This is a genomic window from Hydrogenophaga sp. (assembly GCF_965657535.1).
GTDB lineage: Bacteria > Pseudomonadota > Gammaproteobacteria > Burkholderiales > Burkholderiaceae_C > Hydrogenophaga.
The window spans coordinates 332,165-345,188 of record NZ_CBFHOP010000005.1 but is presented as its reverse complement, the minus strand read 5'-3'; the positions used below and the strand labels follow the sequence as shown (position 1 = coordinate 345,188).

Annotated in this window: 14 protein-coding genes; 4 read left to right on the top strand and 10 right to left on the bottom strand. The window is 64.9% G+C overall.

Annotated features, from left to right (window positions below):
- Positions 1 to 56 precede the first annotated feature (56 nt).
- Positions 57 to 818, top strand: coding sequence for an alpha/beta fold hydrolase (locus ACTG4K_RS11195; protein ID WP_439114286.1), 762 nt, complete (start codon positions 57 to 59; stop codon positions 816 to 818).
- A gap of 2 nt (positions 819 to 820) precedes the next feature.
- Positions 821 to 1,591, top strand: a complete 771-nt coding sequence (locus ACTG4K_RS11190; protein WP_439114285.1) for a heparan-alpha-glucosaminide N-acetyltransferase — start codon at positions 821 to 823, stop codon at positions 1,589 to 1,591.
- Here the strand turns inward: ACTG4K_RS11190 and ACTG4K_RS11185 are convergent, their stop codons facing one another.
- The 6 genes from ACTG4K_RS11185 to ACTG4K_RS11160 all read right to left on the bottom strand — a co-directional run bounded on the left by ACTG4K_RS11185 (position 1,592) and on the right by ACTG4K_RS11160 (position 7,074).
- A complete protein-coding gene (locus ACTG4K_RS11185; RefSeq protein WP_439114284.1) occupies positions 1,592 to 2,242 on the bottom strand; it encodes a GntR family transcriptional regulator in 651 nt (216 codons plus the stop codon).
- Positions 2,239 to 3,627, bottom strand: a complete 1,389-nt coding sequence (locus ACTG4K_RS11180; protein WP_439114283.1) for an aspartate aminotransferase family protein — start codon at positions 3,625 to 3,627, stop codon at positions 2,239 to 2,241. Before ACTG4K_RS11180 ends, ACTG4K_RS11185 begins: the two co-directional genes overlap by 4 nt.
- A 169-nt stretch (positions 3,628 to 3,796) precedes the next feature.
- On the bottom strand, positions 3,797 to 5,137 hold the full coding sequence (locus ACTG4K_RS11175; RefSeq protein WP_439114282.1) for a glutamine synthetase family protein: 1,341 nt from the start codon (positions 5,135 to 5,137) through the stop codon (positions 3,797 to 3,799).
- Between the two features lie 197 nt (positions 5,138 to 5,334).
- Entirely contained in the window at positions 5,335 to 6,114 is a 780-nt protein-coding gene (locus ACTG4K_RS11170; protein ID WP_439114281.1) for a peptidylprolyl isomerase, read from the bottom strand.
- Between the two features lie 136 nt (positions 6,115 to 6,250).
- Positions 6,251 to 6,529, bottom strand: coding sequence for a BolA family protein (locus ACTG4K_RS11165; RefSeq protein WP_439114280.1), 279 nt, complete (start codon positions 6,527 to 6,529; stop codon positions 6,251 to 6,253).
- Complete coding sequence (locus ACTG4K_RS11160) at positions 6,526 to 7,074, bottom strand: septation protein A (RefSeq protein WP_439114279.1); 549 nt, start codon at positions 7,072 to 7,074, stop codon at positions 6,526 to 6,528. The genes ACTG4K_RS11165 and ACTG4K_RS11160 overlap by 4 nt, the downstream gene beginning before the upstream one ends.
- Positions 7,075 to 7,231: 157 nt before the next feature.
- On the opposite strand from ACTG4K_RS11160, the gene ACTG4K_RS11155 reads away from it, so the two are divergent.
- Together ACTG4K_RS11155 and ACTG4K_RS11150 are read left to right on the top strand one after the other, a co-directional pair.
- Positions 7,232 to 7,690: a hypothetical protein gene (locus tag ACTG4K_RS11155; RefSeq protein ID WP_439114278.1), complete on the top strand. Its 459-nt coding sequence runs from the start codon at positions 7,232 to 7,234 to the stop codon at positions 7,688 to 7,690.
- A gap of 86 nt (positions 7,691 to 7,776) precedes the next feature.
- Positions 7,777 to 8,763 carry a DUF533 domain-containing protein gene (locus ACTG4K_RS11150; RefSeq protein WP_439114277.1) on the top strand — a complete coding sequence of 329 codons (987 nt, stop codon included), beginning with the start codon at positions 7,777 to 7,779 and terminating at the stop codon, positions 8,761 to 8,763.
- A 51-nt stretch (positions 8,764 to 8,814) separates the two neighbouring features.
- On the opposite strand, the gene ACTG4K_RS11145 is transcribed toward ACTG4K_RS11150, so the two are convergent.
- From ACTG4K_RS11145 to ACTG4K_RS11130, 4 genes are all read right to left on the bottom strand, one after another.
- Positions 8,815 to 9,837, bottom strand: a complete 1,023-nt coding sequence (locus tag ACTG4K_RS11145) for an LLM class flavin-dependent oxidoreductase (RefSeq protein WP_439114276.1) — start codon at positions 9,835 to 9,837, stop codon at positions 8,815 to 8,817.
- 142 nt (positions 9,838 to 9,979) lie between these two features.
- Positions 9,980 to 10,900 carry a cysteine synthase A gene (gene cysK / locus ACTG4K_RS11140; RefSeq protein ID WP_439114275.1) on the bottom strand — a complete coding sequence of 307 codons (921 nt, stop codon included), beginning with the start codon at positions 10,898 to 10,900 and terminating at the stop codon, positions 9,980 to 9,982.
- A gap of 26 nt (positions 10,901 to 10,926) precedes the next feature.
- The gene (msrB, locus tag ACTG4K_RS11135; protein WP_439114274.1) at positions 10,927 to 11,343 is read right to left on the bottom strand and encodes a peptide-methionine (R)-S-oxide reductase MsrB; all 417 of its coding nucleotides are present in this window, start codon (positions 11,341 to 11,343) and stop codon (positions 10,927 to 10,929) included.
- Positions 11,344 to 11,409: 66 nt separating this feature from the next.
- Positions 11,410 to 12,921, bottom strand: a complete 1,512-nt coding sequence (locus tag ACTG4K_RS11130) for a protein adenylyltransferase SelO (protein WP_439114273.1) — start codon at positions 12,919 to 12,921, stop codon at positions 11,410 to 11,412.
- Between the last annotated feature and the right edge of the window lie 103 nt (positions 12,922 to 13,024).

Sequence of the window (13,024 nt, the reverse complement as noted above, 5' to 3'; positions counted from 1 at the left end):
CGGGCAAAATCGGTGGCGGCGAAAAAACCAACGCGGTATTGTCCAGGAGAACACCCATGCATGCACCTGCCCCTTTCAACGAAAGCGCCCCACCGGCTGTGGTGCTGGTGCATGGCGCGTGGCACGGCGCCTGGTGCTGGCGGCGGGTGCTGCCCTGGCTGCGCGGTGCGGGGGTGGAAGCGCATGCGGTCACCCTCACGGGCGTGGGCGAGCGGGCGCACCTGCTGAGCCCCGCCATTGACCTGCACACACATATACAAGACGTGATTGGACTGATTGAGGCCGAAGAGTTGCCGCGCCTGGTGCTGGTGGGACACAGTTATGCGGGCATGGTGATCACCGGCGTGGCCGACCGGCTGCAGCGCGAGCGCCCGGGTCTGCTGGCGCACCTGGTGTACCTGGACGCGGCGCTGCCGTACCCCGGCGACAGCTGGAGCAGCCACCACACACCTGAAACGAAGCAGGCGCGCATGGACGCTGCCCAGTCCAGCGGGGGCCTGAGCTTTCCACCACCCGACGCGGCGCTGTTTGGGCTGCAAGGCGCCGACCGCGACTGGGTCAATCGCCGCCAGACGCCGCAGCCGTTCAAGCTGTACCAGCAGCCGCTGGACTTTGACGCCGAGCGTGTGGCCATGGTGCCGCGTACCTTCATTGATTGCACGCAGCCTGCGCTGGCCACCATCGCACCGTCGCGCGTGCGGGTGCGCAGCGAGCCGGGCTGGCAGGTGCTGGAGCTGGCCACCGGCCACGACCCGATGGTGAGCGAGCCGCAGGCGCTGGCTGACCTGTTGCTGGGCATCCAGCGCCGGGCGGTTTGAGCATGGGTGCTTTTGTGCATACCGGCGCAAGCGGGCGCCTGAACCGCATCGATCTGCTGCGAGCCGCCGCCATGCTGTGGATGACGGCTTTTCATTTCAGCTTTGACCTGAACCACTTTGGCCTGATTCAGCAGAATTTTTACAACGACCCGTTCTGGACCTGGCAGCGCACCGCCATCGTCAGCGGATTTTTGTTCACCGCCGGTTTGTCGCAGGCGGTGGCGCTGCACCAGGGCCAAAGCTGGCCGCGTTTCTGGCGCCGCTGGGCGCAGGTGGCTGGGGCGGCGTTGCTGGTCACGGCCGGCTCGGTGCTCATGTTTCCCAACAGCTTCATTTACTTTGGCGTGTTGCACGGCATTGCGGTCATGCTGATCGTGGCCCGGCTCACCGCCGGCTGGGGTGTCTGGCTGTGGCTGCTGGGCGCGCTGGCTGTTGCGCTGAAATGGGCAGCGCCCTGGCTGATAGGCGCCATGCCCGCGCTGGAGGTGTTCAACACGCCGTGGCTCAACTGGCTGGGTTTCATCAGCCGCAAGCCCATCACCGAAGACTATGTGCCGCTGCTGCCGTGGCTGGGCGTGGTGTGGTGGGGTCTGGCGGCGGGGCAGTGGGCGCTGAAGCACCGGCCGGCCTGGCTGGGTTCGGCCGATGCACCCACAGGCGGTTTGCGGCGCGGGTTGGTCATGCTGGGGCAGTGGAGCCTGAGCTACTACCTGCTGCACCAGCCGGTGCTGATGGGCCTGGTGGGCGCGTTTGTGTGGCTGCGCGCGGGCTGATCAAGCCGCGCAGAACGGCCGCAAAAATTGCCCGGCCACAAACAGATCGCACTCAATCGCGCGTCGCACCCCCGCGCTGTCGCGCTGCTGCAGGGCGCTCATCGCATCGCTGTGGGCATGGTTGAGCACCCGCGCTGCGCCCGCGGCTTCAAACAGCCGGTTCGACAGCGGCCCCACCTTGAGCCACACGGTTTCAATCAGAGCCATGAGCGTGGGCGAGGCGGCGGCCTGGTACAGGCGCAGGTGAAACAGCTCGTTGGCGTCCAGGTAGGCTGTGGTGTCACCGGTGGCCAGCGCTTCGCCCATGCGCTGCTCCAGCACGGCCAGCTCGGCCAGACCGGCTGCGTCGATGCGGTGGGCGCCGCGTTCGGCGGCTTCGCCTTCGAGCAGCAGGCGCATTTGCAGCACATCGTCGAATTCGGCCACTGAGAGCCTGGGCACCAGCATGCCGCTGTGCGGCACATTGACCAGCGCGCCTTCGGCGGCCAGGCGCTGCAGCGCGGCGCGCACCGGCATCACACCGGCGCCCAGCTGCTGCGCAATGTCGTGAATCTTCAACCGCTCTCCAGGTAGAAACCGGCCCACGGTCACCCACTGGCGCAGACGTTGGTAGGTGCTGTCTTGCTGGGTGGTGGCAGGCGGGCTTTTCATGCGAATGGGGCCACCGCTGTGATCTCGCTCAGCACCGCGTCCAGCGCAGCCAGCAGCCGGGCCACGTCGGCCGGGGTGGTTTGCGGGCACACCAGCATCATGTTGTGGAACGGCGTGATCATGACGCCCCGGTTGAGCAGGCCCAGGTGGATCAAGTGCTCCAACTCGCCGTCGAGCGCACGGTCGGCCTCGCTGCCGTTGGTGGGCGGGGTGGTGCAAAACTGGAACTCGGTGCGCGCGCCCACCTGGGTGACGCACCAGGGAAGGTGGTGCTTTTTCAAGACGTGTTCCAGCCCGCTCGCCAGCGCACTGGCCTGGGTGAGCATGTGGGCATGAGCGCTGGGCGTCATCACCTCGGTGAGCGTGGCGCGCATGGCAGCCATGGCGAGCATGTTGCCGGTGAGCGTGGTGCCGATGCCGCTGTGGCCAGGCGGGGCGTCTTGCTTGGCCTGCATGGCGCGCGCGGCCAGGCTAGCGCTCATGCCGTACACCGCGCACGGCACACCGCCGCCCACGGGTTTGCCCAGCACCAGGGCGTCGGCTTGTATGCCGTGGGCACGCGCGTAGCCGCCGGGGCCGGTGCTGATGGTGTGGGTCTCGTCCATCACCAGCAGGGCGCCGTGTTGTTTGATCAGGGCCTGCGCGGCGGCCCAGAAGCCGGGTTCGGGGAGCACCATGCCGATGTTGGTCATCACCGGCTCGGCCAGCACACAGGCCACGTCGCCTTGCTGCAACGCGGCTTCCAGCGCAGGCAGATCGTTGAATTCGACCACCACGGTGTGTGCGGTGAGGTCGTGCACCTGACCCATCAGGCTGTTGCGCTGCACCGGCTGGCCGTTCACCAGGTCCACAAACACGTCTTCAATGGTGCCGTGGTAGCAGCCGTTGAACACCAGCAGTTTTTTGCGGCCAGTGGCGGCGCGAATCCAGCGCACGATGTAGCGGTTGGCGTCGGTGGCGCTCATGGCGAACTGCCAATAGGGCAGGCCAAAGCGTTCGCTCAGGGCCTCGCCCACTGCGGCTGCGTCTGCCGTGGCCAGCATGGTGGTGTAGCCTTTCGCGGCCTGGTTCACCAGGGCTTCCGCCACCGGTGCCGGCGCATGGCCAAACATGGCGCCGGTGTCACCCAGGCAAAAATCCACCAGCGTGTGGCCGTCCACGTCGGTCACCAACGCGCCCCTGGCGTGGGCCACGTGCAGGGCGAAGGGTGTACCCCAGTCGCTCATCCAGTGCAGCGGCACGCCAAACAGGAGGTGCTGCTGCGCCTGTGCCGCCAGCGCTGCCGATTGCGGGTTGCGCGCGGTGAAGTGGGCACGTTCACGGATTAGAAAGGCCTGGGCGCGGGGCCAGTCAATGCCGGTGCGGGGATGGGTTTCGTTTTGCATGGGACTTCAATCGTGGTTTCAAGCGGGCATACCGTTTGGTTTCAGGCGCACGTGCCTTCGTTCCAGGGCACCCGTGGAACCGGCTTCGCCAGGCCACCAGGTGCGTCCCCCTCCCGCCGAAGGCGAGAGAGGGGGAAGCCGCGCAGCGGCGCAGGGGGTGATCCTCAACTCACACCAGCAGCAAGAGGTGCTCGCGTTCCCACGAACTGATCACGCGGTTGTAAGTGGCGTATTCCAACTCTTTCACCGCCAGGAACGCATCGACAAACGCAGCGCCCAGCACCTCGCGCAACGGCTCGCAAGTGCGCATGCGGCGTATCGCGTCTTCCAGGTGGTTGGGCAGCTCGTGGTCCATGTCCCAGGCGCTGCTGCGCATGGGTTCGGTGGGTTCCAGCGCTTGTTCCATGCCCAGGTAACCGCAGGCCAGTGTGGCCGCCATGGCCAGGTAGGGGTTCACGTCCACGCCGGGCACGCGGTTTTCCAGCCGGCGGTTGGCGGCGTCGGACTCGGGCACGCGGATGCCGCAGGTGCGGTTGTCAAACCCCCATTGCACGTTGATGGGCGCCGACATGTTTCGCGACAGCCGGCGGTATGAGTTCACATAGGGCGCCAGCATGGGCATGACCAGCGGCACATAGCGCTGCAAACCGGCAATGTAGTGGCCAAAGGCCGGGCTCACCGAGCCGTCGGGCAGGCTGAAGATGTTGTGGCCCGTCTCAGCGTCCAGAATGCTCTGGTGGATGTGCATGGCGCTGCCGGGCTCGGCTTCCATCGGCTTGGCCATGAAGGTGGCAAAAATACCGTGGCGCAGGGCGGTTTCGCGCACGGTGCGCTTGAACAAAAACACCCGGTCGGCCAGGTCCATCGGGTCGCCGTGGGTGAAGTTGATCTCCATCTGGCCCGCGCCGGCTTCGTGAATCAGCGTCTCAACGCCCAGCCGGTGGACTTCGCAAAAGCGCGACAGCTCCAGAAAAAAGGGGTCGAAGTCGTTCACCGCGTCGATGGAATACGACTGCCGCCCGGCCTCGGGTTTGCCGGTGCGACCGAGTGGGGGCTGCAGCGGCTCGTGCGGGTTTTGGTGGCGGGCCACCAGGTAAAACTCCATCTCGGGCGCCACCACCGCTTGCCAGCCACGCGCCTGGTAACGGTCCAGCACGCCACGCAACACGCTGCGCGGCGACAGCGAAACGGGGCTGCCGTCAAACTCTTCGCAGTCGTGAATGATCACCGCCACCTGCTCCGCCGCCCAGGGCACCACCCGCGCCGTGCTCAGGTCGGGCACACACACCATGTCGGGGTCGGTGTCGCCGACAAAGGCGGTGTTGTCGGGTTGCTGGCCGTTCACGGTGTTCAGCAACACGCTCTTGGGCAAGCGCATGTGGCCCGACTTCAAAAACAGGTCTTTGGGCAAAATTTTGCCGCGCGCGATGCCCGTCATGTCCGGGATCACGCACTCCACTTCCTGGATGCGGTGCTGGGTGAAAAAGTCTTTCAGCGAGTCTGTGCTCATCGGTGGCCCCTGGTTTGGCTGCACAACCCATAGGTTGCACATATTTGATCAAACATATGGTTGATTATGGCTTGTTGGCCATTATGTTTTTGTATTTGATCAAATATGAGAGGCTGTGAGCGCCTTCAACGGGCGAAAAAAAACGCGGCCAGGCCGCGTTCTTGGACGGTGCAAAGCGCTGCTTGGCAGCGCCAAGCTCACTCCACCTTGGCTTTTTCGCGCAGGTTTTGCTGAAATTCAGACAGTCTCTGCTGCTGCATTTGCTGTGCAATTTGCGGCTTGACTTCGTCAAAGGCCGGCAACTGGGCCTGGCGCACGTCGTCCACCCGGATGATGTGCCAGCCAAACTGGCTCTTCACCGGGGCGTCGGTCATCTGGCCCTTGTCCAGCTTCACCATGGCCTCGGAAAACTCGGTCACGTAGCTGCCAGCAGCCGCCCAGTCCAGGTCGCCACCGTTGGCGCCGGAGCCAGGGTCTTTGGACTGCTTCTTGGCAATGTCTTCAAACTTGGCGCCGCCCTTGATGGCCGCAATGATGGCCTTGGCTTCGTCTTCCTTTTCCACCAGGATGTGGCGGGCGCGGAATTCCTTGCCCGCGTTGGCGGCGGCAAACTTGTCGTATTCGGCCTTGATGTCGGCGTCGGTCACTGGATTTTTCTTTTGATGGTCGGCAAACAGGGCACGAATCATGATGGATTGGCGGGCCAGTTCCATCTGGGTTTTGTATTCTGCGGTGGCTGCAATGCCGCGCTTCTGGGCTTCCTGCATGAAGATTTCACGCAGCACCACTTCCTCTTTCAACTGAGCGCGCACCGTATCGTCCACCGGGCGACCCGAGGCAGCCACTTGCTGGGCCAGGGCCTCCACGCGCGCGATGGGCACGGCCTTGCCATTCACGATGGCCACGTTTTGGGCTGCAGCCCAGGGTGCCGTTGCAATCAAAGCGGCCGCGGTCAGGGCCGACAGGGAAAATTTCATGGTGATCCTCGGGGTGAAAAAAGATTGGAGCCGCCGCACAGGGCCGGGTTTCAGCAAACAGGTATCCAAACGTAGGCAAGCATTTCAGACCATGGAGCGCGTTTAAAAGCCCCGCTGGCCATGGCCAAAACAGGGCTCAGGCCTTGATTTCAATCGCCAGCGCGTGCAGGCCCGCATCGGTGAATTTTTGCAGCGCATCATACACAAGGCGGTGCTGTGCCACGCGGCTGCGCCCGGCAAACGCTGGGCCCCCAATGCGTACCCGAAAGTGGGTGCCGTAGCCCAGCCCGTTCGCGCCTGCATGGCCGGCGTGGGCAGCGCTTTCGTCCAGCACTTCCAGCAGCGTGGGCGACAGTGCTTCACGCAGGCGGGCTTCCAATGCAGGGGCCGTTGGAACGAAGTCTTGATCGCTCATGATTTTTTGGCCTCGTTGCTGTCGTCTTTGATGTAGCGCGCAATGTAGAGGCCCTGGCCAATGATGAACACGACCGGGAATATGTAACCCCAGAGCTTGAAGTTCACCCAGTCTTCGGTGGAATAGTAGGCCGCTACGTAGCCATTGATCGCCGCCATGAACAAGAAATAAGCGACCCAGATCACCGTGAGCCGGCCCCACACCGCCGTGGGCAGGGTGAGCTGGCTGCCGAGCAAAATTTGCAGGAAGTTTTTCTTCCAGCCCCAGAGCGCTGCGCCCAGCACGATGGCCATGCTGGCGTAAAGCACCGTGGGTTTCCATTTGATGAAACGCTCGTCTTGCAGCACCAGCGTCAGCACGCCAAACACCAACACCAGCACCAGCGTCACTTTCTGAAGCGTTTGCAGCTTGCGGTCAATGCCGTAAATGATGCCGGTCTGCAGCACGGTGGCTGCCATGAGAACCGCGGTAGCGGTGTAGATGTCGTGCAGTTTGTAGGCTGCGACAAACAGGGCGATGGGGAAAAAGTCAATAAGGAAACGCATGGCTGGATTATCGGGCTTGCGCGGTTGGCCGCATGTGGCGCCCAAGATGGGCCCACAGTTTGCCCAGACGCTGCCGATAAGAAAAGGCATTGGAGCCCGTGTCTGGCCGAACGCCGGCGCACGGCACATTTTTTGTTCCCTTGTGTAAAGGCTGTTTATGAGCGACGACGACCAGTTTGAGAGTTTCAAAGTGTCCCTGGCTGGCTTTCTGGGCCAGACCAATGCCTTGGTGGACCGGGTGCTGTCAGACGAGGCGAGCAAGTCGCACCTGATGCCGCTGGTGCCCTGGGTGAGCGAAGTCATGTCGGCTTCGCTGGAGACCGACTTCATGGAAAAGGTGGCGCTGGCTTACTGGTCGCGCATGGGCATGACGTCGACGTCGACCCCGGCACGCCTGAAGATCCTGGAGCTGGACGGTCTGGCGGTCGCCATTCGCCAAAGCCTTGCACCGGCGGTTGAGTCGGCCGACGGCACGTCCACCTTTGCCCAGATCCACCTGCTGAGCGTGTGCAGCCTCACGGTGGGCAGCCTGCTGGACGCCATTGGTGAGATGTTTCCGCTGGTTCGGGGCATTTTGCGCTCCACCCAGGACGCGATTGACGTGGCTCGCAGCTGAAAACCGACCCATAACTCGGCCCTGCGGAACTTGGTAACGCGGCTGGGCTCAACTGCACAGTTCGTCAACCCAACACCACCGCAAACATGAATACCCAGGAACAAAAAGCGATTCTTTCTGTGGCCTTGCTGGCCGCATTTGCCGACGGCCACAAGGCCGACACCGAGCGAGAGGCCATTCGCCGACTGGCCGACACACTGGGGCACGAGTCGGGTGGGGCTGGGCTGGCCCAGCTGTACCAGGACGTGTTGCTGCAGCGCGTGGCGCTGGCCGACGCCGTTGCCGGCCTGAATGGGCCGGGCCAACGCCAGCTGGCTTATGAAATGGCGGTTTGCGTGTGCGACGCCGATGGGCGCCAAAGCCCGGCCGAGGCCACTTTTCTGGCCGACTTGAAAGCGCGCTTGAAGTTGGATGCGGGTGAGGCGCAGGCTTTTGAAGCGGAGGAACACGCCTTGCTGAGCGCCACAGATGCGGCCGTGCCCGTGGTGGTTCAAACAGCGCCCGCAGCGACCAGCACGCCCTTGGCACAGGCACCGGTACAGCAGGTGCAGGCCGCTTTGGACGCCGATCTGGACAAGTCCATTCTGAAATACGCCATGCTCAATGGCGCGCTGGAACTACTGCCGCAGTCGTGGGCGTCGATGGCCATCATTCCGCTGCAGGTGAAGATGGTCTACGGCATTGGAAAGGCCCACGGCGTGGAGCTGGACCAGGGGCACATACGCGAGTTCATCGCAGCGGTGGGCGTGGGCCTGACATCGCAATACCTGGAGCAGTTTGGCCGCAAGCTGCTGGGTGGGCTGCTGGGCAAAGCGGCGGGCCGCACGGTGGGCCGACTGGGTGGCGCGGCCACCGGCATGGCCTTTTCGTTTGCCACCACCTACGCGCTGGGCCAGGTGGCCAAGCGCTATTACGCGGGCGGTCGTGTCATGAGCACGGCATTGCTGCGGGAAACCTTCCAGGGCCTGCTCGGGCCAGCGAAGCAGATGCAAGCCCAGTACTTGCCGCAGATCCAGCAAAAAGCCCAGACACTGGACGCGGCCCAGGTGCTGGCCATGGTGCGGGGTGCCTGACAAACACCGAGGCGCTGGCGGTGCCAACCGCCGGCTTCGTTGTCAAGCGCTTCAGTGGGCCGCCACCAAGGCCTCGCCCGCCATGGCGGCAGCCGCAATGCTCAGCGAGCGCAGCCGCAAAGCGGGTTCATACACGTCGCTCACCAACATGAACTCGTCGGCTTCGGTCGCTTGCGCCAACGCGGTGAAGCCTTCGCGCACCGTGTCGGGCCCACCAATGACGGCGGCGGCCAGAAAGTCGGCAATGCCGGCACGCTCTTGCGGGTGCAGTTGCTGCATGAAGCCATGCACCGGGGGCGGCAGCTGGCCGCGCCGCCCGGTGAGGATGCCCAGCACGCGCTGGTAGGTGCTGCTGGCCAGGTAGTCGGCTTCGTCGTCGGTGGGGGCGGCAATGAGCGGCACACCCACAACCGCGTATGGCTGGGCGAGCGTTGCCGAAGGCCTGAACTGGCTGCGGTACACATCGAGTGCCTGCAGCAGCAAGCGCGGCGCAAAGTGCGACGCAAAGGCGTAGGGCAAGCCGCGCTGGGCCGCCAGTTGCGCTGAAAACAGGCTGGAGCCCAGCAGCCAGATGGGCACGTTGGTGCCCGCGCCGGGCATGGCAATGAGGCGCTGACCGGGTTGTGGCGGGCCAAGCAATTGCTGGAGTTCGGCCACGTCGCGTGGGAAGTCGGCTTCGGTTTCCACCCGGTCGCGGCGCAGGGCACGCATGGTCAGGGGGTCGGTGCCGGGGGCACGCCCCAGCCCCAGGTCGATGCGACCCGGGTACAGCTCGGCCAGGGTGCCAAAGGCTTCGGCCACCACCAGCGGCGCGTGGTTGGGCAGCATGACGCCGCCCGAGCCCACGCGGATGCGCTGGGTGCCGCCCGCAATGTGCCCCACCAGCACGGCAGTGGCCGAGCTGGCAATGCCGCTCATGTTGTGGTGTTCGGCCAGCCAGTAGCGCTTGAAGCCCAGCGCTTCGGCGTGCTGCGCAGTGCGCAGCGCCACGGCCAGGGCGTCGGCCACGCTGCGGCCCTCGCGCACGGCCACCAGGTCGAGCATGGACAGGGAAATATCAGCCAGTGTTTTCATCTTCAAATCTCCATGGCTCCGGAGAGCCGCCCGCCACGCACGAAAAAACGCCACCCAAGGGCACCGCCGGGCTGGCTTCGCCAGACGGCCAGTGCCGCCCCCCTTGAGGGGGGTGACGCGAAGCGGCGCGGGGGGTGCATCTTCACCCTGGCAGGAAGCCGTCCACCGACAGGTAACGTTCGCCGGTGTCGTAGTTGAAACCCAGCACCACGGCGTTGGCCGGCAAGTCGGGCAGTTTTTGGGCGATGGCGGCCAGTGTGGCCCCGGACGAAATGCCCACCAGCATGCCCTCTTCGCGGGCGCAGCGCCGCGCCATCTCGCGGGCGGGTTCGGCGTCTACCTGGATCACGCCGTCGAGCAAGCTGGTGTTCAGGTTGCCGGGAATGAAGCCAGCGCCAATGCCCTGAATGGGGTGCGGCGCCGGGCTGCCGCCAGAAATGACGGGAGATGCCACCGGCTCCACCGCATACACCTTGAGCTGTGGCCAGTGGGCTTTGAGCACCTGGGCGCAGCCGCTGAGGTGGCCGCCGGTGCCCACGCCGGTGATGAGGGCGTCGACGCCCTCGGGAAAGTCGGCCAGGATTTCTTGCGCGGTGGTGCGCGCATGCACGGCGGTGTTGGCGGGGTTGTTGAATTGCTGCGGCATCCAGGCGCCGGGCGTGGCGGCCACGATCTCTTCGGCGCGGGCAATCGAGCCCTTCATGCCTTTTTCGCGCGGCGTGAGGTCAAACGAGGCACCGTAGGCCAGCATGAGGCGGCGGCGCTCCACCGACATGCTGTCGGGCATGACGAGGATGAGCTTGTAGCCCTTGACGGCGGCCACCATGGCCAAGCCAATACCGGTGTTGCCCGAGGTCGGCTCGACGATGGTGCCGCCGGGCTGCAGGGCGCCGCTGGCTTCGGCGTCTTCCACCATGGCCAGGGCGATACGGTCTTTGATGGAGCCGCCGGGGTTGCTGCGCTCGGACTTGATCCACACCTGCTGGGTGGCGCCGGCAAACAGCCGCTGCAGGCGCACATGGGGCGTGTTGCCAATGGTTTGAAGGATGTTCTGGGCTTTCATGGGGGTGTCCTGTGTGGGTTGGCCGCTTATTCGCCGCTGATGGCCTGGTGTTCCAGCGAGGCCGAGTTCATGCAGTAGCGCAGGCCAGTGGGGGCAGGGCCGTCTTCAAACACATGGCCCAGATGAGCGCCGCATTGGCTGCACACGGTTTCAACGCGGGTCATGCCCAGGCTGCGGTCGGTGATTTCGGTGATGGCGCCGGGAATGGCTTGCGCGAAACTGGGCCACCCGCATCCAGCGTCAAATTTGGTGCCGGCGTCAAACAGGTGGTTGCCGCAGCAGATGCAGTGGTAGCTGCCGTCGGCCCAGACCTGTTCGAACTTGCCGGTGAAGGGGCGTTCGGTGGCGGCTTGGCGGGTGACTTCAAACGCGTGGCGCTCGGCGCCCTTGCTGGACAGCAGCTCGCGCCATTCGGCTTCGGTTTTTTGAATCGGGTAGGTCATGTCCATGTCCTTAGGGGAATCGGTGCGGGGCGCAAAGGGTCAGGGTAACGCAAGGGCGGGGCCGCTTCAAGACGAGCAACTGATTTCAATCTGTGCGGCCCAGTCGGGCGGAAAGTCGGCCAGGTCGTCGCAGCCGGGCAGGGCGTCAAAGGGTTGTTCCAGCGCCGCCTGCAAACGCTGCAGGCGGGAAAAGTCGCCCTCGCGGGCGCGCTGAATGGCGATTTCGCCCAGGTGGTTGCGCAGCACCACGTGCGGGTTGGTGCGCAGCATGCTGGCCTGGGTGGCCAGTGGGTCAAAGCCAGGCTGGCCCTGCAGCCGGCTGCGCCAGGTTTGCGCCCAGGCATTGAAAGCGTCACGCTGTAAAAACAGGTCTCGCACGGGCTCCAGGGCGCGGCGCGCGTCGGCCTCTGCGGCACCCGGTGCCGCAAAACCCGCCACCGCTTGGCTCAGGCGGCGCCAGGCGATCGTGAAGTCCACCGCGTCTTTCGCCATGAGTTGCATGAACGCCTCGGTCAGCGCTTCGTCACCCGCTTGCACTTGGGCCAGGCCCAGCTTGGCGCCCATGCGCTGCTGCAGCGCCGCCGGGAACACGGTCTTGAACGGCTCCAGGGCGTCGAGTGCCTGCTGCTGGTCGTCCATCAAGGGCAGCAGCGCCTGGCCCAGGCAAAACAGGTTCCAGTACGCAATGTTGGGCTGGCGGTGGTAAGCGTAGCGTCCACCGCTGTCGGTGTGGTTGCAGATGTGGGCGGGGTTGAAGGCGTCCATGAACTGAAACGGGCCGTAATCGATGGTCAGGCCCAGGATGCTCATGTTGTCGGTGTTCATCACACCGTGGCAAAAGCCCACCGCCTGCCACTGCGCCACCGTGTGGGCGGTGCGCTCGCTCACGGCTTCGAGCAGGTGGGCATAGGGGTTGCCGCCACGCTCCAGGCAGTGCGGGTAGTGGTGGGCGATGACGAAATCGGCCAGCTGGCGCAGCTGAGCGTGTTGTCCGCTGTGCGAAAAATGTTCGAAATGACCGAACCGGATGAAGCTGGGCGCCGTGCGCGTGACCACGGCGGCGGTTTCGATGTCTTCGCGGCGCACAGGCGCGTCGGACCCCGTGATGCACAGCGCCCGGCTGGTGGGAATGCCCAACGCGTGCATGGCTTCGCTGCACAAAAATTCGCGAATGGAGCTGCGCAGCACGGCGCGGCCGTCGCCCATGCGGGAATATGGCGTAAGCCCGGCGCCTTTGAGCTGCACCTCCTGCGGACCCAGGGGTGTTTCGAGCTCGCCGAGCAAGATGGCGCGCCCGTCACCCAGCTGGCCGGCCCAATGCCCAAACTGGTGACCGCTGTACACGCTGGCCAACGGGCGCATGCCGGGCAACACTTGGTTGCCGGTGAAGGTGTGCAGGGCTTCGTCGCTCTGCAGCCAGGCGGGGTCCAGGCCCAGCGCGCCCGCCAGGCTCGGGCTGGTGCCCACCCAATAGGGCGCGGGTAAGGGGGTAGGGCGCAGTTCGGTGTGAAAGTCGGGGCCGAGTTCGGCAAACCGGTGAGACCAGCGGCTGGGGCGCTCAGCAAGGGGGTTTTTCATCGGTTTATTGTCCCCGAGACGACTTGAGCCCACACCTGGGCGGGCTATCGGGGGCAACCCGGGTGCAGCCTAAAGGCCCGGTGCGGCATGATGGCAACCGCCG

Bases quoted from the DNA above. Each gene is read 5' to 3' on its own strand.
- ACTG4K_RS11195 (WP_439114286.1), top strand. From the start codon at position 57: ATGCATGCACCTGCCCCTTTCAACGAAAGCGCCCCACCGGCTGTGGTG.
- ACTG4K_RS11190 (WP_439114285.1), top strand. From the start codon at position 821: ATGGGTGCTTTTGTGCATACCGGCGCAAGCGGGCGCCTGAACCGCATC.
- ACTG4K_RS11185 (WP_439114284.1), bottom strand. From the start codon at position 2,242: ATGAAAAGCCCGCCTGCCACCACCCAGCAAGACAGCACCTACCAACGT.
- ACTG4K_RS11180 (WP_439114283.1), bottom strand. From the start codon at position 3,627: ATGCAAAACGAAACCCATCCCCGCACCGGCATTGACTGGCCCCGCGCC.
- ACTG4K_RS11175 (WP_439114282.1), bottom strand. From the start codon at position 5,137: ATGAGCACAGACTCGCTGAAAGACTTTTTCACCCAGCACCGCATCCAG.
- ACTG4K_RS11170 (WP_439114281.1), bottom strand. From the start codon at position 6,114: ATGAAATTTTCCCTGTCGGCCCTGACCGCGGCCGCTTTGATTGCAACG.
- ACTG4K_RS11165 (WP_439114280.1), bottom strand. From the start codon at position 6,529: ATGAGCGATCAAGACTTCGTTCCAACGGCCCCTGCATTGGAAGCCCGC.
- ACTG4K_RS11160 (WP_439114279.1), bottom strand. From the start codon at position 7,074: ATGCGTTTCCTTATTGACTTTTTCCCCATCGCCCTGTTTGTCGCAGCC.
- ACTG4K_RS11155 (WP_439114278.1), top strand. From the start codon at position 7,232: ATGAGCGACGACGACCAGTTTGAGAGTTTCAAAGTGTCCCTGGCTGGC.
- ACTG4K_RS11150 (WP_439114277.1), top strand. From the start codon at position 7,777: ATGAATACCCAGGAACAAAAAGCGATTCTTTCTGTGGCCTTGCTGGCC.
- ACTG4K_RS11145 (WP_439114276.1), bottom strand. From the start codon at position 9,837: ATGAAAACACTGGCTGATATTTCCCTGTCCATGCTCGACCTGGTGGCC.
- cysK (WP_439114275.1), bottom strand. From the start codon at position 10,900: ATGAAAGCCCAGAACATCCTTCAAACCATTGGCAACACGCCCCATGTG.
- msrB (WP_439114274.1), bottom strand. From the start codon at position 11,343: ATGACCTACCCGATTCAAAAAACCGAAGCCGAATGGCGCGAGCTGCTG.
- ACTG4K_RS11130 (WP_439114273.1), bottom strand. From the start codon at position 12,921: ATGAAAAACCCCCTTGCTGAGCGCCCCAGCCGCTGGTCTCACCGGTTT.